Below are 21,197 nucleotides of genomic sequence, written 5' to 3'. Positions count from 1 at the left end.
GTTTTGACTCGGTTAGGGATTCGCCCGCCTAACGCCCTCGTCGCTTGGCGGGCTTCTTCTTGGCACCAGGGTTCTTGACGAACCTCTTGGCCGCGCCGCCGCGCGCGCCCGCCGAGGGTTTGGCTCCGCTCTTCTTCGGCGGCTCGGCCTTCTTGCGCTGGGTCGCGGCGCGCGAGCTGCGCTCGGATCGGCCGCGCACGATTCCGACGAACTCTTCGATCAGGTCGGTGGTCTGCGCGCTCGGCCAGGCCAGGGCGATCTCGGTATCCGGAACACCCATCATGGTGCGATAGACGAGGTCGCGGCGGGCGTGCAGACGGGCGATGGAATGCGGGACGATGGCGACGCCGACACCGGCCGCCACCAACTCGATGGTGCCCGCGATGGCATCGATATCGCTGGCGTCCTGAATCCGTTCGCCCTCCAGATCACCCGTGCCGACCTGCTCGAACAGCGATAGCGTGTGGTCCTTGGGCAGCACGACGACGGGGAGTTCGCGATACAGCGGAATCGCGCTCAGACCAGCGCGATCGATCGGCAGACGGACGAAGCAGGCGTCGACCCGACCCTCGCGCAGCGCCGCGAGCTGCTCGGCCATCGGGATCGGAACGACCTCCAGCACGGCATCGGGAAACCGCTCACCCCAGATCCGCGTCCACTTGGAGACCGTGACGCCCGGCACGAAGCCGACGCGCAGCACGACCTCCTCCCGGACAACCGGCTCGGGCTCTTCGGCTCGCGCGATGATGTCCTTGGCATCGCGCAGCAGCTGCTGTCCGGCCTCGGTCAGCTGAGTCGGCTGTGCCCCGGGCACAAACAGTTTGGTCCCGAGTTCCTGCTCCAGATCGATCACCGTATGGCTCAACCGCTGCCGGGAAATGTGCAGCGATTTCGCCGCGCGCGCGAAATGCAGTTCCTCGGCGACCGCGACAAACCAGCGCAGGCGGGTCACGTCGATGGACTCGGGGTTCATTCGTATGAGGGTATTGCCCTCGGGGCCGGGGACTCGCATCCGGCCGCGCCCATTAGGCTGTACCGGTGAGCCCGGATAAGAAACCGCAGACCATGAAGCCGCTCACCGCGGCGAACAAGCTCGGCATCTACCTTCCGGCGACGCCCGAGGAATTCCGCAATTCCCCGATCTCCCGCGCCGAACTCGAAGAACTGCGCACCAAACCTCCGGCCTGGTTGAGCGAACTCCGCAAAACCGGCCCCTTCCCCCGCGATATCGTGGCCCGCAAACTCGGCGTTTCCAATACCGGCCTGGCCCGCGCCGAGGTCTCCGATGCGATGAACGCCGAGGAAATCGCCGCCCTCCTCGCCGACCCGCCGGAGTGGCTGATCCACGAACGCGAAAACTACGCGGCGGTGCTGAAGGAAAACGAGCGCATCAAAACCCAGCAGGCCGAACGACGCGCCGCCTCCAACCGCCCGGCCAAGAACCGCGGCTGAACCGGCGGTTTTTTTCAGCCGCATCCCTTCTCTGCACCCGTTGTGCATACACGAGGAGTGCCGATCCCGAGACAGCGTGCGAATTCGCAAGCAGCACATAGCGATCCGCTGCGGACCAAGCGATGGCCGCTTGTCGGCACGGCACTCGTTCGGGAAATCCAGGGACCCGACGAGGGGTGCGGCTGCGTCGTAGTCGCACCCCACAGGCGTCTGTTGCCAAAGCCGGTGGAACTGCTTACGTCGCACCGGATTTCGTTGTGACCAGTTGACAGGTCCCGTCGGTGCACGAGCGCTGCAACCGCCCCCGCGACAGGGTCTGGATCAGTCCGATCGTCCAGCAGGTCGGGCAGCCGCGCAGTGCGACCAGGCCGACCGGAAGCAGCACCAGGCTGATGGGGCCGAGCGCCGGTATCAATGCGACCGAACCGATCACGGCGCCGAATCCGACCGCGCCACGGACCAAATGGCGCGAGACCGACGCACTGGCGAACTCATGCCCGCCCGTCGCCCGATCACCGCTCATCAGGGAATCGCTAGGCGATGCTGTCCTCATTACCACCCTCCAAACGCTGTTGCACCGCCGAACGCGCCCGGTGCAACCGCGACTTCATCGCCGCGGTACTCAGTCCGAGCAGATCCGCGACCATTCGACCGCTATATCCCTGCACATCTCGCATGATCAGCACCCGCCGCTGATCCCCGGGCAGCGCCGCGATCGCCGCGGCCACCCGCTCGGCCTCCCAGCGATTGATCGCCTCCTCTTCCGCCGAGGCGATGGCCGAATCCGGAATCGGTTCCGCCCGTCGCACGCGCAACCGCAGTTGGCGCAGACATTCGTTGCGCACGATCCGAAACATCCACGACGCCAATGCCCCCGATGCCCGCAATGTCCCGATCTTGCGATAGAGAATGATCAACGCCTCCTGCGCCGCATCCTCGGCATCCTCCGGCGACGCACACAGCGAATAGGCGAATCGCCGCACATGCGGATGCGATCCGGACACCAGCGAGGTGAGCGATTCGATATCGCCCTCGCGTGCCGCGGCGACGAGATGTTCGTCGGGCCAGCACACCTCAGCCACGGGACCGACTCCACCGACGCAGCACGGTGATACTGCATGCACAAATCAGCAGCAGTCCAACAACAATCGCGGCAATGATCACGACAAACCTCCCGTTCTCGTGCCGACCGTATTGCCGACACAAGTATGAGAGGAACGAACCAGCGAAAAGGATTCACCGCTGGCGAACCCTTCGTGAAGATCACATCGACCACTGGTCCGGCGGCGACAACACCTTCGAAATCCTCGACGCCACCGGGCGCCGCCTCGGCGACAAGCACTACCTACGCGGGAAAATCCGAATGCACCCCACCGACGCGCCCAACTCGGCCCGCATTGCCGAACAACACAACTTCGCCACCGCAACCGACCGATCCGTCCGCGACCTTACGACCGGCCCGCGCGCTCACGACATGATGCACTTCGGTCGAAACTCGGGTCCTCATCCAAGTTGCTGTCGTGCCTAGCCTTCGGCGGCCAACTGCCCGCAGGCCGCGGCGATCTCCTGACCGCGGGTGTCGCGCACGGTGCACGGGACGCCCTGGGCGTTGACGCGTCGAACGAATTCGGCCTCAACGGGTTTCGGGCTGGCATCCCATTTGCTGCCCGGGGTCGGGTTCAGCGGGATCACGTTGACGTGTACGCGCGAACCGAGGGCCTTGTGCAGTTTCTGGCCGAGCAGGTCCGCGCGCCATGGCTGATCGTTGATATCGCGGATCAGGGCGTACTCGATCGAGACCCGGCGGCCGGTCTTATCGGCGTAGTAGCGGGCCGCGTCGAGCACCTCGGCGACCGGCCAGCGGTTGTTCACCGGGACCAGGGTGTCGCGCAATTCGTCGTCGGGCGTATGCAGCGACACCGCCAGGGTGACCGAGAGGTCTTCATCGGCCAGTTTGCGGATGGCCGGGGCCAAGCCGACCGTCGAGACGACCACATTGCGCTGGGAGATGCCGAAACCGTCGGGCGCGGGCGAGGTGATGCGCCGGACGGCGGCGACCACCCGCTTGTAGTTGGCCAGCGGCTCGCCCATACCCATGAAAACGATGTTGGACAGGCGGCCGGGGCCACCAGCGACCTCGCCATCACGCATGGCGGCGGCCGCGGCGCGGACCTGGTCGACGATCTCGGCGGTGGACAGATTGCGGTTGAGGCCGCCCTGACCGGTGGCACAGAACGGACAGGCCATACCGCAGCCCGCCTGGCTGGAAATGCAGAGCGTGGCGCGGTCCGGATAGCGCATCAGCACGCTCTCCAGCAGGGTGCCGTCGCCCGCGCGCCACAGGGTCTTTCGCGTCTCGCCGCCGTCACAGGCGACGTGTTTGACCACCGACATCAGCGGCGGGAACAGCGCCTCGCCGATCTTGTCTCGCACTGTGGCGGGCAGGTCGGTCATCTGCTCCGGATCGGCCTGTAGGCGTCCGTAGTACTGGCGCGCGATCTGGTCGGCGCGGAACTTCGGCAGACCGAGCTCCTCGACCACGGCCTTGCGCCCGTCGGCATCGAGGTCGGCGAGATGCCGCGGCGGCATACCACGGCGTGGAGCATCGAAGACGAGGGGCAGGGAGACGGTCATAGTTTCTCCAGTGTCCCATCCCGCACGTCGGCTTCCGACCGAAGGTGAGCATCACGACGCCGGACGCGACGAAGGTCACGTTCGATCGAGCGGCATCGGCACTCGTGAGCGGGCCATGACCCGCTGTCACGATATGCCGATCACCGGCATTGAAATGCGTGCACCGACCATAGCGATCGGCAATGATCGGACTATGACCAGGCACGCCGAGTCGCCGGAGCCGGAGCACTCCGGGGATGTCGCACCCCCGTCGCCGACCGGCCACGAGACCGTCGAACCGACCGAGCGCAAGACCGTCGAACCGACCGAGCGCAAGACCGTCGAGCCGACCGGCCGCAAGACGGTGGCGAAGACCCGGACCGGCCAAACCTGGGTCGGTCTGATCGTCGCTGCGCTGATCGGGATCGTGGTGCTGATCTTCATCCTGCAGAACCTGGAGGAACAGCGCGTGGATCTGTTCTTCTGGGACTTCTCCCTGCCGGTCGGAATCATGGTCCTGCTGTCGGTGATCGCGGGCGCACTCGTCATGGCGCTGGTGGGCGGCGTGCGCATCTTCCAACTCCGCCGCGCCGTGAAGCGCTAGTACCGGGCCGCGATCACCGAGCACCTCGGGGGCGGCTGCGCACAGCTCCACGGAACATACCGACCGATCAATGATGCGGTCTGCGATGTCCACACAACCGGCAATCGTCCAAGCCAAGTGATGGCCGAATCGGTTCAGTCAGATCAACGTGGACAACACCAACCAGGACACGAATGCCGAGGGCAGCATCGAATCGAGACGGTCCATAATGCCGCCGTGTCCGGGCAGCAATGTGCCCATATCCTTGATGCCCAATTCCCGCTTGACCTGCGATTCGATCAGATCGCCGACCGTCGCTACCAGCACCAGACCGACGCCGAGCACCACGCCGATCATCGAGTTCGCGTCGAGCAGCAGGGTGACCGTCAGCAGACCGCCGATAACGCTGAACACCAGCGAACCGCAGAAACCCTCCCAGGATTTCTTCGGGCTGATCGCGGGCACCATCGGATGGCGCCCGAACAGCACACCGGCGACGTAACCGCCGACATCGGAGCAGACCACCAGAATCATGAAGGTCAGCACCCGCAGATTGCCCTCGGGTTCCAGTAGCAGCAGGGTCGCGAACGATGCCAGCAGCGGAATCCAGGCCAGTGTGAAAATGGCGATCGCGGTGTCGCGCAGGAAATTTCGCGGCGCGGTCTGCAGTCCGTGATCGAACAGCCGCCACACCATGCAGATCAGCGTGGTCGCCGCGAATGCGCCCGCCACGCCGCTGGCGCCCCAGGGCCAGCCGAGCCAGAACACCGCCTGTCCGCCCACGATGAGCGGAATCCGCGGTACCAGGACATCCGCCTCCCGCAGCCGCTTGGCGACCTCCCAGGTGGCCACGCCGACCCCGGCGGCCGCCACCCCGATGAACACCTTCGGCACGAACAGCAGAATTGCGATGAGCGACAAACCGAGGCCGAAGCCGACGGCCAGTGCGGCGGGCAGATTGCGACCGGCACGCGAGGCGGGTGGCGAAGGTTCCGCGGGGTTCTCGTGCGGGGTCCCGGCGCTCACCGATTCATCGATCGATGATTCGGGCGTCGCGGATTCAGCACGCACATACCCGGAGGTCGCGGGTGCACCGAACGCCGGTTCAGAATGTGCGGCGTCCGGAATCGCGGCATCGACCGCGTGCCCGTCCATCGCATCAGCTGTGCCGTTGACCCGTCTCGGCTCCTCGGCCGCACCGGTCTCGGCGGCGTTCTCGGCCACGATTGTCCCGTCGCTCAACTCGTCGTTCCGTTCGTCCCCCGCCCGGGCGGGCCCTCGGTGTCTGATCGGCGGCATTCGCGGTGCCCTTCGTGGTTACGCAAGCTACCGCCTCCGGGCCCGTCGCCCATGCCGCCGTCTGGCCTCAGACCTCGAGCAGTTCGGCTTCCTTGTGCTTGACCAGTTCATCGACCTGGCCGACATATTTGGCGGTGGTCTTGTCGAGCTCCTTTTCGGCGCGCCCGACCTCGTCCTCACCCGCCTCGCCATCCTTCTGGATCCGCGACAGTTCGTCCATGGCCTTGCGGCGGACATTGCGAATCGAGACCTTGGCATCCTCGCCCTTGCCCTTGGCCTGCTTCGCCAGTTCGCGGCGCCGCTCCTCGGTGAGCTGCGGGACAGAGATCCGAATGATGTCACCGTTGTTGGTGGGATTGACACCGAGATCGGAATTGCGGATCGCGGTTTCGATCGCGCCGAGGGTCGATTGCTCATACGGCTTGATCACCACCATCCGCGGTTCCGGCACGGTAATGCTCGACACCTGGGTGATCGGGGTCGGCGAACCGTAGTAGTCGATGACGATCCGTTGGAACATTCCCGGATTCGCGCGACCGGTACGGATGGACCCCAGATCGTCCTTCGCTACCGAGACGGCCTTCTCCATCTTCTCCTCGGCGTCGAAGAGCGCTTCTTCAATCACGACCGTTTCCTCCACAGCGTCGTCATCGTCATGATCCGCGGGCGCGGGGTCAAGACCGAACCAATGTGCCGATCTTCTCACCGGCGACCGCACGGGCGATATTGCCCTTCGTCAACAAATTGAACACCAGGATCGGCATCTGGTTGTCCATACACAGGCTGAAGGCCGTCGCGTCGGCGACCTTCAAGTCACGCTCGATGACCTCTTTATGCGTGATTTCGGTGTACATGGTGGCGCTCGCGTCGACCCGGGGATCCGCGGTGAACACCCCGTCGACCGCCTTGGCCATCAGCACCACATCGGCACCGATCTCCAGCGCGCGCTGGGCGGCGGTGGTGTCGGTGGAGAAGTAGGGCATGCCCATGCCCGCACCGAAGATGACCACACGGCCCTTCTCCAGATGCCGCTTGGCGCGCAGCGGCAGATACGGCTCGGCCACCTGCCCCATGGTGATCGCGGTCTGTACCCGGGTGTCGATGCCCTGCTGTTGCAGAAAGTCTTGCAGCGCAAGGCTGTTCATTACGGTGCCGAGCATGCCCATGTAGTCCGAGCGGGCACGTTCCATACCGCGCTCCTCGAGTTCTGCGCCGCGGAAGAAGTTGCCACCGCCGATCACCACGGCCACCTGCACTCCGCTGGAGACCACCTCGGCGATCTGCTCGGCGACGGTCTGCACCACATCGGGATCGAGCCCGACCTTGCCACCGCCGAACATCTCTCCGCCAAGTTTGAGGAGCACCCGGCGATATCCTGGGCGTTCGGTCCCGAGGTTCGTCATGGGTGTTCGTCTCCTTCTGCGGTGGATTCGGTCTCGGCAGGGCCGGATGGCAGCGCGGAGGCTCTCAGATACCAAGACCCTCACTTACAGAGCGCCCTTATCCTGCCCTATTCGGTTTCGGAGTGGGTAGAAGACCCCCCTCGGACGCAACGAACTCGCCCGGTCAGGCTCGGGAATTGCGGATGAACGCGCAGCGTCCGGACAGCCGAAACCCCTCGTACACCGTATCCGGGTACGAGGGGTTCGCGGACGTTATCAGGCCTGGCCGACCTCGAAGCGGGCGAAGCGGGTCACGGTGACACCGGCCTCGTCCAGCAGGGCCTTGACGGTCTTCTTCGAGTCGGTGACCGACGCCTGCTCCAGCAGGACGACGTCCTTGAAGAAGCCGTTGACGCGACCCTCGGTGATCTTGGGCAGCGCAGCCTCGGGCTTGCCCTCTTCCTTGGCGGTCTGCTCGGCGATGCGGCGCTCGTTCTCCACCACATCAGCCGGGACCTCGTCGCGGGTCAGGTACTTGGCCTTGAGCGCGGCGACCTGCATGCCGACGGCACGCGCGGCCTCGGCGGCGGCGTCACCCTCGCCCTGGTACTCGACCAGCACACCGACGGCGGGCGGCAGGTCGGTGGCACGCTTGTGCAGGTAGACGGCGACCGGGCCGTCGAAGGCGACGACGCGACGCAATTCGAGCTTCTCGCCGATCTTGGCGGCCAGCGCCTGCAGCGCCTCCTCGACGGTCTGGCCGTCGAGCTTCAGCGCCTTCAGCGTGTCCAGGTCGGCGGGCTTGGCGGCCGCGGCGGCGGTCACGATCTTGTCGGCGAGGCCCTGGAACTCTTCGTTCTTGGCGACGAAGTCGGTCTCGGAGTTGATCTCGATCAGCACGCCGTCCTTGGCGACGACCAGGCCCTCGGCGGTCGCGCGCTCGGCGCGCTTGCCAACGTCCTTGGCGCCCTTGATGCGCAGCACCTCGACGGCCTTGTCGAAATCACCGTCGGTCTCGACCAGCGCGTTCTTGCAGTCCATCATCCCGGAGCCGGTGAGCTCCCGCAGCCGCTTCACATCCGCGGCGGTGTAAGTCGCCATGGGTGGCGATCCTCCTGTGTGTTGTCTCGGGTGGTAACACCACCTTGCCGACCGCTCCTACCAGGAGAGGTCGGCAAGGTGAACAAACGCTCCGCGGCGGTGGGAGTCTGGGTAACCAGACTGCCCGCCACCATCGGACACTGCGACGATCAGGCTTCGGCCGGGGTGGCGGGAGCCTCGGCGTCGGCCGCCTCGGTCTCGGCCGCGGCGGGGGCGGCCTGCGCAAGCAGCTCCTGCTCCCACTCGGCGAGCGGCTCGCCCGCGCCGGCTTCCGGCTTTTCGTCACCGGTGGAAAGACCGGCCCGCGCCTGCACGCCCTCGGCCACCGCGGAGGCGACGACCTTGGTCAGCAGAGCGGCGGAACGGATCGCGTCGTCGTTGCCCGGGATCGGGTAGTCGACCAGGTCGGGATCGCAGTTGGTGTCCAGGATCGCGATGACCGGGATGTTCAGCTTGCGCGCCTCGCCGACGGCGATGTGCTCCTTGTTGGTGTCGACGACCCAGATGGCTGAGGGCACCTTGGCCATATCGCGGATACCGCCGAGGGTGCGCTCGAGCTTGTTCATCTCACGCGTGAGCATGAGGATTTCCTTCTTGGTGCGACCCTCGAAGCCACCGGTCTGCTCCATCGCCTCGAGCTCCTTGAGGCGCTGCAGACGCTTGTGCACGGTGGAGAAGTTGGTGAGCATGCCACCCAGCCAGCGCTGGTTGACGTAGGGCATTCCGACGCGAGTCGCCTCGGCCGCGATCGACTCCTGGGCCTGCTTCTTGGTGCCGACGAAGAGGACGGTGCCACCGTGGGCGACGGTCTCCTTGACGAACTCGTAGGCCTTGTCGATGTAGGTCAGCGTCTGCTGCAGGTCGATGATGTAGATGCCGTTGCGGTCGGTGAAGATGAACCGCTTCATCTTCGGGTTCCAGCGCCGGGTCTGGTGTCCGAAGTGTGCGCCGCTGTCGAGCAGCTGCTTCATGGTTACGACAGCCATGGCTCTCGTATCTCTCTTTCGTTTGCCGGTTGACGCGGTGAATCGGCGATCCACCGCCCTGGCGCCTCCGAACCATCGGACCCGATCACGAGGATCAGGACCAGCCGATGATTCCCTGCTCCGCATGCGCACTGCCGATTACGAAGTCGAGCTCCGTTCGAACAGCGCCGCTACGAACAAGCACGGGGTGGCGCGCGAAGTCGATCCGTGCAAGCACAGACCGCTCGACCAGTCTACGGTCTCAGCGGGTCAGTTCCTAAATCGCCCTGTCATCGACGTAAACGGGCGATGTTCACAAACGGGAAAGTTGTCCACACTCGCCGGATCGGGGCTACTGCGGATGCCGTGCCCGGCCGACGCTGGGAGGCATGAATCGCATAGCCATCTCGATAACCATGATCCTCCCGCCGCTGTTCCTGTTGTCGCTGTTTGTGGCACAGCCGGTTTCAGCCGCGCAGCCGGATGGCGCCGCTGCTGTGGCCGCGCCGTGGGGATCCGGGGCAATCGCTCCGCCTGGCGGTATTCGGCCTTACGCATCGGAAGTCGTGTTCGGGGAGTGCACAGGTTCGGCCTGTTCCGCGCCGCATCCGGGTGGTGGGCTGGCGCCGGTGCCGCTCCAGTTGGCGCCACTTGTCGTGAATGTCAGGCCGAACGCGCTGCGGGTGGACAGTGCGCCGACGCCGGTTTTTAGGGCAGGTACAGGTATGGCTCCGCTCCCGACCGATATCGTCCGTGGGCAGAGCACCGGATCGGCGAGTTCCTTGCCCCGGGTGGTCGATGATCTGCTGTCGCGGCTGTTGGAACTGGTCCACCGAGCTCCGCTCCAGCTGCCTCGCTGATCTCGAATGAATACGGTCTGCAGGGTGGGATGGTCGCGCGGGCGGCGACTGGTTTCGATTGTCGTCGCGGTCATCGCTTTACTGGGATTCGTTGCGGAGCAGGCGGTTTCGGCTGCTCCGCAGGGAGAGTTCAGCTGGCCGTTGCAGCCGCGGCCGAGGGTCGAGCGACAGTTCGACAAACCGGTGCGGGACTGGCTGCCCGGACATCGCGGGGTCGATCTGGCGGGCACACCCGGGCAGGCAGTGCTCGCGGCCGGAGACGGGATCGTGGTGTTCGCGGGGACGGTCGCGGGCAAACCGGCGGCGTCGATCGACCATCCGGGTGGGCTTCGGACTACATATGAGCCGGTCCGAGCGGAGGTTGCGGTGGGGCTGCGGGTCGGTCGCGGGATGCGAATCGGCACCTTGGAGGCGGGTCATGAGGGTTGTGGGGCGGCCGCGTGCCTGCACTGGGGTGCACGACGGGACGCGGGCAGGCACAGCAGACACGAGTATGTCGATCCGCTCGGCCTGCTGCATCCGACTCCGCTGCGTTTGAAACCGGTCACCTAGTGGACGACAGTCCAGCCGGATGTGTCGGACCGCGCTCTTCCATCGCAATGGTTCCGGGACGAGGATCGACCCATGGGATATGCGCTCGGGGATCCGCCGTTCACCTATGCCGAGGTCGGCGCGACGAAGGGTGTGCTCCCGGCGGGCTACCACCGGTTTCGACTGCGCCGCCGAATCGGGCGCGGACGTGCACTGTTCGAGCGCGCGGGCGCGGAGCTGCTGGCGTACCGAATGCAGAAGGGTACCGGCATATTTCGGGAAGCCGATACCCCGACCGCAGCGCCGGGGACCCGGCTGACGGTCCGACTCGGCGTCGGTCCGCTCGGGATCACCGCACCGTGCCGGGTGGTGTACGTCCTGGACGAACCCGACCGCCGCGGCTTCGCCTACGGCACACTGCCCGGCCACCCGGAGATCGGCGAGGAGCTGTTCGCCGTCGAATACGACCCCACCGACGACAGCGTCTACGGCTTGGTGACCGCATTCTCACGCCCGGGCACGTGGTATGTCCGCCTCGGCGGACCGGTTGTCCGAGCCATCCAGCACATCATCGCCGGAAAGTACATCGACACCCTCCCGACCTCGATCTAGGCAGCACCAGGCGGGGCATACGGATTCGGCTGCTGAACAACCGAATCCGTATCGATGCCAGCTGGACCGTGGCTCAGAGCTGCGCGGTCAGTGCTGCTGCTTCGGCGCGAAGTACATCGCCGTGATCGGAGCGGCCCAGGGTGTCGTATTCGTCGGCGGCCTTGTGGCGGTCGGTGATTTCGGCACGAACAATCTCTTCGATATCGGACTCCGTGAGGTCGCGCCGGCGGACTTCGGCCGCACCGAGGCCTACGGCGCTGGTCTCGATGGCACCGGCCTCGAGGTCCATGATGTCGATGGCCTCGGCATTATCGATCGCACCGAGCGCAGAGCGCAGACCAGCGATGGCGCTTCGGTCGCGGGTCTTCATTGCAGCGGACAGGGCGGTGCGGAGGCGATCGCGCAGCGGCACGGATTTGTCGATGGCTTCGGTGGACATGGTCGCCGACCGTACGCGCCGGAGACCTCGCGGGTCGAGGGATTATCCGACGACCCGCGAGGTCACGGCGAGTTCGACGCCGATTCATTCACGGTGTGACGATGGCGAAGTCCGGGTCCGGCTGGTCGAAGACGCCGACGATATCGGCGAGTTTGGTCGGGTCGCCGCCGAGCGTGATGGCGCCGGAGGAGACCAGTGCACCAAAGTCCTCACCCGACAGCAGGACTCGGATCAGTATCGGCCGGGTCAGGGTGAACGAGGCGTCGGGCTCGGGAAGGGCAACGCCGTCGGGCCGGTCGTAATGCGTCAGGCGACCGTTGCACAGTTCGAGGCGGTGGATGCGGTTTTCGTCGGTGATATGCCAGTCGGTCACCACCCGCATATCCCACGCCTTGGGGCCGTCGACGCGCAATGCCATGGCGTCGAAGATCTGCTCGACGGTCAGGGCGGCGAACATGGTGGGAGCATTCGTCGTCGTCGGCGTGCCGAACGAGCCGTTGCGCAGCTCATACGCACCGCTGAGGTAGAAGTTGCGCCAGGTGGCATTCTCCGCGCCGTAGCCGAGTTGTTCGAAGGTATTGGCCTGCAATGTTTTCGCGGCCTGGTTGTCCGGATCGGCAAAGATGACGTAATTGACCACCTGGGCGACCCATCGGTAGTCACCGGCATCGTAGGACACCTGCGCCTTGCGGAGCACTTCGTCGGCACCACCCATGAATTCCACATGCCGCCTGGCGGATTCGACCGGCGGATGCTCCCACAGATGCGCCGGATTGCCATCGAACCAGCCCATATACCGCTGGTAGATGGCCTTCACATTGTGGCTGACCGATCCGTAATAGCCGTGGGTGTGCCAAGCATTTTCGATGGCGGGCGGCAGCGCGATCAACTCCGCGATCTCACTGCCGACATGGCCCTGATTCAGCAGCCGCAACGTCTGGTCGTGCAGATAGCCGTACAGATCTCGTTGCAGGGAAAGGAATTCCACCAGTCGATCGGTGCCCCAGGTGGGCCAGTGGTGCGATGCGAACACCACATCGGAATCACGGGCGTACAGATTGATCGCCTCGGTCAGGTACCCGGCCCACACATGTGGATCACGCACCAGCGCGCCGCGCAAGGTGAGCAGGTTGTGCAGGGTGTGCGTGGCGTTTTCGGCCATGCACAGCGCGCGGTGGTCCGGAAAGTAGAAGTTCATCTCGGCCGGAGCCTCGGTGCCCGGGGTGATCTGGAAGATGATGCGCACCCCGTCCACCGTTTCCTGCTGACCGGTGGCGGTGATATCGACGGTCGCAGCGATCAGCGTCACGGTGCCCAAGGAGGTGGTCTGGCCCAGACCCGCACCGACCTGACCGAGCGGACCGCGTGGCAGTGCCGCGCCGTACATATAGGCGGCGCGGCGCGCCATCGCGGGGCCCGCGTAGACGTTCTCGGCCACCGCGTGCTCCAGGAATCCGGCCGGAGCCAGCACCGGACAGCGGCCCGCCGCAACGTCTTCGGCGCTGGTCACGCCCAGCGCGCCGCCGAAGTGGTCCACATGCGAGTGGGTGTAGATGAGTCCCGTGACGGGGCGGTCGCCGCGGTGTGCGCGATAGAGGGCCAGCCCGGCGGCGGCGGTTTCCGCGCAGATCAGCGGATCGATGACGATCACACCGGCAGTGCCCTCGACCAACGTCATATTCGACAGATCGAGGCCGCGTATCTGATAGATCCCTTCGACGACCTGGTACAGACCCTGTTTGACCACCACGCCGGACTGGCGCCACAGACTCGGGTGCACCGACGCCGGGCACGGCTCGCGCAAGAAGTCGTAGGAGTCGTTATCCCACACCACCGTTCCGTCAGCAGCGGTGACAATGCCCGGTTCGAGCGCGGCGATGAACCCGCGGTCCGCGTCCGCCAGGTCGGCGGTGTCCGCGAACGGCAGCGTCGTGGCCGCACGCCGCTGGCTCTCAACGATCAACTCGCTCGGCTCGGTCGATGTCGTCATGTCCACCCTCCTTGTCAGCTGAACTTTCTGGGCCTGCCGCTGATATATCGAGCCTCGGTGCTTCAGGGCGGTGTTTCCGTCGATGCGATCACTGCCACGATGACAGCAACGACCAGCACCGCCACCGTCGTCGCGGCAACCGCGCCGCGGCCGTGACCGAAGCGACCTTCGTGCAATGTGCGATTACGCGAAAAACACAATCCCGCAAGCGCCGCCATCGCGATAGCCGCACCGATCGTCGCGACGGCAGCGGGTCGCCACCCGCTGGTCACCGCATGATTGAGCAGCAGCGCGGCGACAGCCATCGCGCTGGTGGCAGTGCGCCGCCAAGAGAGCGCGGTGCGCTCTGCGGCCAGACCGTCGCTCATCGCAGCAATACCGCAATACAGGCCAGCGCCGACACGATGGCGATGCCCAACGACAGGATCGGCACCATGACGGTGTTGGGCAGCGGCTCGCCATTGCGCATCGCCGCGCCGACGCGCCGCCAATGTCCGTACGCACCAACCGCGACGATTACCGCGAGCGCGATGCAGCTCATCGCGAGCGCCCGCCGCAGGCCCGCCATCCGGAACGGTTGCACCAGCGTATGTACCGCAACACCACCGGCGAGCAGCCCGAGCGATGTGCGGATCCAGGCCAGGAAGGTCCGCTCGTTGGCGAGGGTGAACCGGTAATCGATTTCCTCTTCGCCCTCTTCGGATTCCTCAGCGGGATTGGGGAGAGTCACGTCACCTCGGTTTCGACTATCGACCCCTCGGCTTCGGAGGGGCGGGGCCCGTTGGCGCGCACCCATAGCCAGGTCACCGCGAGCATGACGACCAGTGCGGGCTTGCCGAGAATCAAGGCCACGGTGCCGAGGATAACTACCTTGTTCGCCAGATACAGCGGCAACATGACGGCCACATGGACGGCCCAGAACACGAACCAGGCCAGGGTGATTCGACGATGCAGGGGCAACCGGACCGCGGGATCGGCCGGTTGCGCCGGTTCGAGCCGGATTCGGCGGCTCACTGTGTAGCTCAGCGGTTTGCCGGTGAGCAGGGTCGATCCGAACAGCACGGTCAGCACGAGGCACAGTGCCACTTCGGGCAGGTAGAAACCCCGGCCCTCGCCGGTGATCTCGACGAAGAGCGAGAAGACCAGGATGACCAATACCGAAGCAGCGACGACCCGGACCGAATCGCCCCTGATCAACCGGAAGGCCGCCAATACGACGGCGATCAGGATGGCGATGAAGACACCCACTTCCGCGCCCGCCACGGAATAGCCGAGCAGAAACCCGATGGCCGGTGTTGCCCCATCAATGATGTGTCGCGGACCATGCATCGCCTGGAACCTGCCCCAGATCTCGACGCGCACGTTTCTATGTTGCTGCCGGTCAAGGGCCGCAATGTGCTGCTCGTCGGGATTCACGGACACCTCTCCATCGCTGGCCGGTTTCCTGCCGTAAGCAAACAATCCGCTACGTCAGGTTACCGCCGTCGATGTGGTCGTCCACTGAGTTCGCTGCTCGCGGATGCGACCTTGCGGCAGATCCACCGTCAGAGGGGGTTGGCGTCCTGGAAGGTCATCGCGAGTCGATCCACGACCGACGCCATGAGCGCACGTTTGGGTAAGCCGACGGATCGCAGCTCATCGGCCCAGGCATGGTCGCCGAGGGACAACTCGGCGCCGCCGGGCCGGGCACGCATACCGGACGGTTCCATCTGCCACTGTGTGCATCGGGTGATCCCGTCGATATGGGAGTAGGCGTCGAACGATGCGGCACCGTTGCGGCGTCCCGGGACGGACAGGCCGGGCCGGACGGTGAGATCGACGATCAGTTGCCCGTTCTGGTGCAGCACGCCATGACGCACACGGCCTTCGTGCTGTGCATCGAAATCCGCGATCTCCTTGGGAAATCCCCAGATCCCGCGGCCCGCGGCGAGTGTGAATTCACCATCGACCGGGAGACGATGGATGAAGACACCAGCTCCGCCCGTGGACAGGGCCCGGAGATCGCCGAGTGCGGCGGCGGGTCCGGAGGTGTGGTGGCGGACCATGAACGACACGCCGAATTCGTTGTACGGACCCAGATCTCCGTCGATGTAGTCGACGAAGACGAGCGTGCACATGGCGCGCCCGCCGGGCAGCCGAAGAATCTCCAGCCCGGAATAGTCGATCACCCGCTGCGCGGCTGCCGCGGACACCGCATAGGTCGCCATGAACGCGTGCGCGAGCCGGATCCGCACCGGCATCCGGACTTCCTTGCCCAACACGGTATGGGTGCTCATCGAACCTCCCGCCGTGGGCCGCGGCGTGAGCCGACTGCGGGCCGGTCAACGAATCGTGCGGCGTTCACGAATCCTCCAAACTAGAACCCGTTTCAGAATAGCGATAATTTCACCCCACCTTCATCAGTTCCCGCCACGCGAACACATTTCAGAATTTCGACCGGCCCGATGTTCGCCAATTGTCGCGGCCTACTTGATGGACAGCGCCTCGACAAGGTCCGCGACGGCATCGAAGGCGATCACACCATCGAGCGGATTGGAGTAGGTGCGCAACCAGGTGATCAATCCAGCGCGCCCATGGGCGAGCGCAATGATGTCGAAAACGTGTTCGGCGCGCTACTGAACGAGGCACGAGAGTCGGGAGTGGTCAGAAGCGATGTGAACGGCGAGGACGTCCAGGCTGTCGTGGTCGCAGCGCTCGCGGCACAGCGGTACCGCAGAGACGATGGGCGGATCGCGAACCTGATACTGGGGTGCCTACGGCCTTAGCCGACCGGTCAGGCGCGAGGATGGGCCTGGTCGTGGACTTTCTTCAGGCGCTCGATGGAGACGTGGGTATACAGCTGGGTGGTGGCCATGCTGGCGTGGCCGAGCAGCTCCTGCACGATGCGTAGGTCGGCGCCACCCTCGAGCAGGTGGGTTGCCGCCGAATGTCGCAATCCGTGCGGGCCCATATCTGGTGCGCCGGGGATCGCCGAAACGACCTCGTGGACAACCGTTCTGGCCTGGCGTTGATCGAGGCGTTTGCCGCGGCGGCCCAGCAGCAGGGCGCGACCCGAATCGGCGGTGGCGAATGTGGGGCGGCCGTACCGCAGCCAATTCGCGATCGCTGCATCGGCCGGAACGCCGAAGGGCACCGATCGCTCCTTGTTGCCCTTGCCGAGTACGCGGACCAGGCGCCGCTCTCGATCGATATCGTCGAGATCGAGTCCGCACAATTCGCTGACCCGGATTCCGGTGGAGTACAACAGCTCCACGATCAGCCGATCGCGTAAGGCCATTGGATCACGTTGCACCGCACCGGATTCCGCCGCATCCATGGCCGCCACGGCCTGCTGGGTGCCGAGCACCGCAGGCAACACCCGATGCGCCTTCGGCGAACCGAGCCGAAGTCCGGGATCGATCGCGAGCCGCCCGGTACTGGTCAACCACGCAGTAAATGTCCTTGCCGAAGACGCCCGCCGCGCCACGGTGGTGCGCGCCGCACCACCGGCCGACTGCGCGGCCAGCCATGACCGCAACAACGCCAAATCCATCTCTCGCACTGCCGAATCTGGCGACCGCGCAACCAAATGCCCCAGCAACGACCGCGCATCCCCCACATACGCCCGCGCCGTATGTGCCGACCGGTTCCGCCCCAACCGCAGATGCCGCCCATACTCCATCAGCAACCCCTCGAGATCCTCCGGCAACTCCATCTCTCTACCGTCACCACCCCACCCGCTGTTGGCAAGTCAGCACGCCGCACCGACAGCGGATTCGTCTACCTTCCACCCGCACCCGAGCAGCGTCGGTCCGAGGTGCGAGCGCTGCAAAGTCTCGAAGGGCGAACCTTTCACGGTGTCAGCGGAGCGGGAGGGCCAGCACCGTCGAGCGCACGGGCATGACCCGGTGCTCGAGCTCTTGGGGTTCGAGAGCGCGGGACAGTCATTGTTGCGTCTTCTTCGTGGTTCGGTACCAGCCGTTTTCGTCCATTCCGACGAGTCCGGCCAATTCGAGTGCGGGGAGAATGGCGCGAACGGCGGCCAGTTCGAGACCGGCGTCTTCGGCGATGGCTCGTGGCTGGCGGGAGCCGATTTTCGGCAGTACCGCGAAGACCGATGCTTCGTCGCCGAGCAAGCGGTCGCCTGGGTCGGACGACTGCTGAGTCGGTAGCGAAAGACGCAGCGGGCCTGCTTCATCGATGACCTCCTCGGCGCGGGTGACCAGCAGAGCCTCACCTTCGCGGATCATGCGGTGGCAGCCCACCGAGGATGCCGAGGTGATGGGACCGGGGATGGCGAGGGCGGGGCGGCCGAGGCGGCGGGCCCATTTGACAGTGTTTCGTGCACCGCTGCGCAGCCCCGCCTCCACCACGAGAACGCCGTCCGCCAGGGCCGCGATCAGCCTGTTGCGGGCCAGGAATTGGTTCTTGTGGGCAACCGTGCCGGGCGGGTATTCGCTGATCACCAAACCGGTTTCGGCGATCTCGGCCAAGAGCCGCTCATGCTGGGCGGGATAGGCGCGGTCGACGCCGCAGGCGAGGACGGCAATGGTCGGGGCGCCAACGGCCAGAGCGGCGCGATGCGCCATACCGTCGATACCGAAGGCAGCACCGGATACGACCGTCCAGCCTTGCGCGGCCAGATCACCGACGATCTCACCGGTGGCACGATCACCGTACCCGGTACTGCACCGCGCCCCGACCACCGCGATGGCGCGCTCACTCGACTCCAGCAGCGACCGCGGCCCACGCACCCATAGCACCAGCGGCACGGCCCCGTCCCGATCGCGTCCCGGCTCGAGTTGGCTCAGACCCAACATCCGCCAGGCAGGCCATTCCGGATCATCCGGAGTAACCAAACGTCCACCGATCCGCTTCATCACCTCGAGATCTCTTGCCGCACAATCGATCTCCCGCCGCCTCGAAGTAGGCCCCAACAACGACTCCGGCAACGCACACTCCCGCACCGCCCGCGCCGCCTCCACCACCCCAACCGACTCGATCAACAACGACAGCGCCGCACACGGCCCCGCCACCACGCGCGACAAATATGCCCACGCCAACCGTCGCTCATCCCTGCCAACAACCACCTCGGTATTCGCCGACCCCCGATCGTCCAGGTCCACAATCCCATACCCTGAGCGAGGGGATCGCCCGCTCACCACCCCACCAGCACACCCCGCCGCCCCTGATACGTATCCCACATCCGCCCCCTCGGCACCTCTCGCCCAACCGCAATCCGTCCCAGAGATGCCGTCATCCGCCGCATGCTCGCCTGCTGCCGACGCCCCAGCTGTCCAGTCCTCATTCATCGCCCACCCCGCCGTGGAAGTTCGACGCCGCCAGCGCTCACTGTGCACCCCGCTGTCGAAAGTTCAACGCCGCCAGTACATCCTGGGCTCCAGGAAGGTCCGCGCCGCGGAGGTCACAGATTGTCCACGCGACGCGGATGGCGCGGTCGGCGCCGCGGGCGGAGAGGCGACCCAGGCGGAGGGCGGCCTCGACCGGGGCCGTTACTTCGGAGGGCAGCCGGAATCGTTGGCGGAGTATGTGACCTGGGACTTCGGCGTTCGTAGCCCAGCCAAAATCCCTCCAACGGTGTACTGCGGCTTGCCTTGCCGCCGCTACTCGGCCGCGCACGACCGCACTGCTCTCGGCCTCCGCGTCGGCGAGCGATGCGCCCGACTGGCCGTGCATCTGGACCCAGATGTCCATGCGGTCCATCAGCGGTCCGGACAGTTTGCCGAGGTATCGGCGGCGGGCGAGCGGCGGGCAGATGCAGTCGACATCGCGGGCCGGTGCGCAGGGGCAGGGGTTCGCGGCGAGCACCAGTTGGAATCGGGCCGGATAGCGCGCCACTCCGTCGCGGCGGGCGATGCGAACTTCGCCCTCTTCCAAGGGAGTTCGCATCGCTTCCAGGACCTTGGTGCCGATCTCCGCGCATTCGTCGAGGAACAGCACGCCCCGGTGGGCGCGGCTGACCGCACCCGGGCGTGCCGTCCCCGATCCGCCGCCCACCATAGCGCTCGCCGAGGTCGAATGATGGGGCGCGACGAAGGGCGGCATGGTGATCAACGGGTGGTCGTCGGAGAGCGCGCCAGCGACCGAGTGGATGGCCGTCACCTCGAGGGCTTCGGATTCGGTGAGGGGCGGCAGTAGGCCCGGAAGACGTTGCGCCAACATGGTTTTGCCGATTCCGGGCGGTCCGGTGAGCAGCAGGTGATGACCGCCCGCCGCGGCCACCTCCAGTGCCCACCGCGCCTCGTCCTGGCCGACCACCTCGCTCAGATCGCCGCCGTAGCGACCGGTGTCGGGCAGGATGCCATTGGGTTCGACGAGGACGCCCTCGCCACGCAGCCACGCGACAACGGTGCGCAGGCTGGCGGCGCCGAAGACCTCGATACCATCCACCAGACCGGCTTCGGCCAGCGCGGATTCCGGCACGATCACCCGAGACCAGCCCGCACTGCGCGCCGCGATCACCGCGGGCAGTATGCCGCGCACGCGGCGCACCCGGCCGTCGAGCGCCAATTCCCCTAACAGCACAGTCTTTCCGAGCCGATCGGAGGGAATCGCGCCCGCCGCGTCGAGTACCGCGACCGCAAGGGCCAGGTCGTAAACGCTGCCGATCTTGGGCAAGGTCGCCGGGGACAGCGCCAGAATCACCCTGCCGTCGGGCCACTTCTCCCCCGTATTCGCCACCGCCGAGCGCACTCGATCCCGGGATTCCTGCAGCGCGGTGTCGGGCAGTCCGACCAGATGCACCGAGGGCAGGCCCTGTCCGATATCCGCTTCGATCTCGACCAGTTGACCATCCACCCCGGTCACCGCGACCGAATACGCCACCCCCAGCGCCATCAGAACACGGCTTTCAGGTGGTCGATGACCGGACGGTGGCCGCGGTGCAGCAACACCGAAACGACATCGAACCGGATATTGCGCCACGGACCGTCCTGTTCGGCCAGCCACACCAGCGCAAGCCGCCGTATCCGCTGCTGTTTATCGAAGGTGACCGCCTCGGCGGGCGTGCCGAACTTGGCCCCGGTTCGGGTTTTGACCTCTACGAAGGCGGTGACCTCGGTGTCCTTGGCGATCAGATCCAGCTCGCCGTATTTGCACCGCCAATTCCTGCCGATGATCTCCATCCCGGCGGCCTGCAGGAATCGTGCCGCCAGCTCTTCCCCTTGTGCGCCGAGCGCCCGGTTATCTGCCACCAGCCCAGCGTGCCCGGACCGCACCTCCGGTCGACGCCAGCGACCTGGGCGGACAGAAAACCTGTGGATAACCGCTGAGCTGTGCACAACCCGAGCGCCCGGTATTCACGTGCGCCGTATTTGTCGGTACCCCGTGCTATGGAGCCGGATCGGCGCCCATGCGACCACCCCGCAGTG

At 65.8% G+C, this 21,197-nt stretch carries 25 protein-coding genes; 6 read left to right on the top strand and 19 right to left on the bottom strand.

Annotated features, from left to right (window positions below):
- Window positions 1-28: 28 nt before the first annotated feature.
- Entirely contained in the window at window positions 29-973 is a 945-nt protein-coding gene (locus ACWEO2_RS06015) for a LysR substrate-binding domain-containing protein (protein ID WP_452404328.1), read from the bottom strand.
- A 65-nt stretch (window positions 974-1,038) separates the two neighbouring features.
- Here ACWEO2_RS06015 and ACWEO2_RS06010 point away from each other — a divergent pair, with 65 nt between their 5' ends.
- Complete coding sequence (locus ACWEO2_RS06010) at window positions 1,039-1,452, top strand: DUF5997 family protein (protein ID WP_452404327.1); 414 nt, start codon at window positions 1,039-1,041, stop codon at window positions 1,450-1,452.
- 235 nt (window positions 1,453-1,687) lie between these two features.
- Here ACWEO2_RS06010 and ACWEO2_RS06005 read toward each other — a convergent pair whose 3' ends face one another.
- From ACWEO2_RS06005 to rlmN, 3 genes are all read right to left on the bottom strand, one after another.
- Window positions 1,688-1,975 (bottom strand): hypothetical protein, encoded by a 288-nt coding sequence (locus ACWEO2_RS06005; RefSeq protein WP_354957008.1) that lies wholly within the window; start codon window positions 1,973-1,975, stop codon window positions 1,688-1,690.
- Between the two features lie 10 nt (window positions 1,976-1,985).
- Entirely contained in the window at window positions 1,986-2,534 is a 549-nt protein-coding gene (locus ACWEO2_RS06000) for an RNA polymerase sigma factor (RefSeq protein ID WP_452404326.1), read from the bottom strand.
- Window positions 2,535-2,976: 442 nt separating this feature from the next.
- A complete protein-coding gene (rlmN, locus tag ACWEO2_RS05995) occupies window positions 2,977-4,086 on the bottom strand; it encodes a 23S rRNA (adenine(2503)-C(2))-methyltransferase RlmN (protein WP_452404325.1) in 1,110 nt (369 codons plus the stop codon).
- A 193-nt stretch (window positions 4,087-4,279) separates the two neighbouring features.
- Here rlmN and ACWEO2_RS05990 point away from each other — a divergent pair, with 193 nt between their 5' ends.
- Entirely contained in the window at window positions 4,280-4,669 is a 390-nt protein-coding gene (locus tag ACWEO2_RS05990; protein WP_452404324.1) for a LapA family protein, read from the top strand.
- 138 nt (window positions 4,670-4,807) lie between these two features.
- Here the strand turns inward: ACWEO2_RS05990 and ACWEO2_RS05985 are convergent, their stop codons facing one another.
- The 5 genes from ACWEO2_RS05985 to rpsB all read right to left on the bottom strand — a co-directional run bounded on the left by ACWEO2_RS05985 (window position 4,808) and on the right by rpsB (window position 9,416).
- Entirely contained in the window at window positions 4,808-5,890 is a 1,083-nt protein-coding gene (locus ACWEO2_RS05985; protein ID WP_452404323.1) for a phosphatidate cytidylyltransferase, read from the bottom strand.
- Between the two features lie 124 nt (window positions 5,891-6,014).
- Window positions 6,015-6,572: a ribosome recycling factor gene (gene frr, locus ACWEO2_RS05980; RefSeq protein WP_040693344.1), complete on the bottom strand. Its 558-nt coding sequence runs from the start codon at window positions 6,570-6,572 to the stop codon at window positions 6,015-6,017.
- Window positions 6,573-6,621: 49 nt separating this feature from the next.
- The gene (gene pyrH, locus ACWEO2_RS05975; protein WP_354957013.1) at window positions 6,622-7,350 is read right to left on the bottom strand and encodes a UMP kinase; all 729 of its coding nucleotides are present in this window, start codon (window positions 7,348-7,350) and stop codon (window positions 6,622-6,624) included.
- A gap of 255 nt (window positions 7,351-7,605) precedes the next feature.
- Window positions 7,606-8,430, bottom strand: coding sequence for a translation elongation factor Ts (gene tsf, locus ACWEO2_RS05970; protein WP_354957014.1), 825 nt, complete (start codon window positions 8,428-8,430; stop codon window positions 7,606-7,608).
- 149 nt (window positions 8,431-8,579) lie between these two features.
- Window positions 8,580-9,416, bottom strand: coding sequence for a 30S ribosomal protein S2 (rpsB, locus tag ACWEO2_RS05965; protein ID WP_452404322.1), 837 nt, complete (start codon window positions 9,414-9,416; stop codon window positions 8,580-8,582).
- 368 nt (window positions 9,417-9,784) lie between these two features.
- Here rpsB and ACWEO2_RS05960 point away from each other — a divergent pair, with 368 nt between their 5' ends.
- The 3 genes from ACWEO2_RS05960 (at window position 9,785) to ACWEO2_RS05950 (ending at window position 11,398) form a co-directional block, all read left to right on the top strand.
- The gene (locus ACWEO2_RS05960) at window positions 9,785-10,255 is read left to right on the top strand and encodes a hypothetical protein (protein ID WP_452404321.1); all 471 of its coding nucleotides are present in this window, start codon (window positions 9,785-9,787) and stop codon (window positions 10,253-10,255) included.
- A 72-nt stretch (window positions 10,256-10,327) separates the two neighbouring features.
- Complete coding sequence (locus ACWEO2_RS05955; RefSeq protein WP_452404517.1) at window positions 10,328-10,807, top strand: M23 family metallopeptidase; 480 nt, start codon at window positions 10,328-10,330, stop codon at window positions 10,805-10,807.
- 72 nt (window positions 10,808-10,879) lie between these two features.
- Complete coding sequence (locus ACWEO2_RS05950; protein WP_452404320.1) at window positions 10,880-11,398, top strand: DUF1990 family protein; 519 nt, start codon at window positions 10,880-10,882, stop codon at window positions 11,396-11,398.
- Window positions 11,399-11,471: 73 nt separating this feature from the next.
- On the opposite strand, the gene ACWEO2_RS05945 is transcribed toward ACWEO2_RS05950, so the two are convergent.
- The 6 genes from ACWEO2_RS05945 to ACWEO2_RS05920 form a co-directional block, all read right to left on the bottom strand.
- Window positions 11,472-11,837, bottom strand: a complete 366-nt coding sequence (locus tag ACWEO2_RS05945) for a hypothetical protein (protein ID WP_452404319.1) — start codon at window positions 11,835-11,837, stop codon at window positions 11,472-11,474.
- Between the two features lie 88 nt (window positions 11,838-11,925).
- Window positions 11,926-13,827, bottom strand: coding sequence for an alkyl/aryl-sulfatase (locus tag ACWEO2_RS05940; RefSeq protein WP_452404318.1), 1,902 nt, complete (start codon window positions 13,825-13,827; stop codon window positions 11,926-11,928).
- A gap of 62 nt (window positions 13,828-13,889) precedes the next feature.
- Complete coding sequence (locus tag ACWEO2_RS05935; RefSeq protein WP_354957021.1) at window positions 13,890-14,195, bottom strand: DUF202 domain-containing protein; 306 nt, start codon at window positions 14,193-14,195, stop codon at window positions 13,890-13,892.
- The gene (locus ACWEO2_RS05930) at window positions 14,192-14,557 is read right to left on the bottom strand and encodes a YidH family protein (RefSeq protein ID WP_355177494.1); all 366 of its coding nucleotides are present in this window, start codon (window positions 14,555-14,557) and stop codon (window positions 14,192-14,194) included. The genes ACWEO2_RS05935 and ACWEO2_RS05930 overlap by 4 nt, the downstream gene beginning before the upstream one ends.
- A complete protein-coding gene (locus tag ACWEO2_RS05925; RefSeq protein ID WP_452404317.1) occupies window positions 14,554-15,243 on the bottom strand; it encodes a DUF3159 domain-containing protein in 690 nt (229 codons plus the stop codon). The genes ACWEO2_RS05930 and ACWEO2_RS05925 overlap by 4 nt, the downstream gene beginning before the upstream one ends.
- A 128-nt stretch (window positions 15,244-15,371) precedes the next feature.
- Window positions 15,372-16,103, bottom strand: coding sequence for an acetoacetate decarboxylase family protein (locus tag ACWEO2_RS05920; protein ID WP_452404316.1), 732 nt, complete (start codon window positions 16,101-16,103; stop codon window positions 15,372-15,374).
- A 297-nt stretch (window positions 16,104-16,400) separates the two neighbouring features.
- On the opposite strand from ACWEO2_RS05920, the gene ACWEO2_RS05915 reads away from it, so the two are divergent.
- Entirely contained in the window at window positions 16,401-16,592 is a 192-nt protein-coding gene (locus tag ACWEO2_RS05915; protein ID WP_452404315.1) for an SbtR family transcriptional regulator, read from the top strand.
- An 8-nt stretch (window positions 16,593-16,600) separates the two neighbouring features.
- On the opposite strand, the gene ACWEO2_RS05910 is transcribed toward ACWEO2_RS05915, so the two are convergent.
- The 4 genes from ACWEO2_RS05910 to ACWEO2_RS05895 all read right to left on the bottom strand — a co-directional run bounded on the left by ACWEO2_RS05910 (window position 16,601) and on the right by ACWEO2_RS05895 (window position 21,020).
- The gene (locus ACWEO2_RS05910; protein WP_452404314.1) at window positions 16,601-17,521 is read right to left on the bottom strand and encodes a tyrosine recombinase XerC; all 921 of its coding nucleotides are present in this window, start codon (window positions 17,519-17,521) and stop codon (window positions 16,601-16,603) included.
- Window positions 17,522-17,750: 229 nt separating this feature from the next.
- On the bottom strand, window positions 17,751-18,869 hold the full coding sequence (gene dprA / locus ACWEO2_RS05905; protein WP_452404313.1) for a DNA-processing protein DprA: 1,119 nt from the start codon (window positions 18,867-18,869) through the stop codon (window positions 17,751-17,753).
- Window positions 18,870-19,155: 286 nt separating this feature from the next.
- The gene (locus ACWEO2_RS05900; protein ID WP_452404312.1) at window positions 19,156-20,664 is read right to left on the bottom strand and encodes a YifB family Mg chelatase-like AAA ATPase; all 1,509 of its coding nucleotides are present in this window, start codon (window positions 20,662-20,664) and stop codon (window positions 19,156-19,158) included.
- Window positions 20,664-21,020 carry a YraN family protein gene (locus ACWEO2_RS05895; RefSeq protein WP_354957029.1) on the bottom strand — a complete coding sequence of 119 codons (357 nt, stop codon included), beginning with the start codon at window positions 21,018-21,020 and terminating at the stop codon, window positions 20,664-20,666. Before ACWEO2_RS05895 ends, ACWEO2_RS05900 begins: the two co-directional genes overlap by 1 nt.
- Window positions 21,021-21,197 lie beyond the last annotated feature (177 nt).

This window comes from Nocardia sp. NPDC004278, from assembly GCF_053602975.1.
This window is presented reverse-complemented; position numbering and strand designations above follow the sequence as displayed.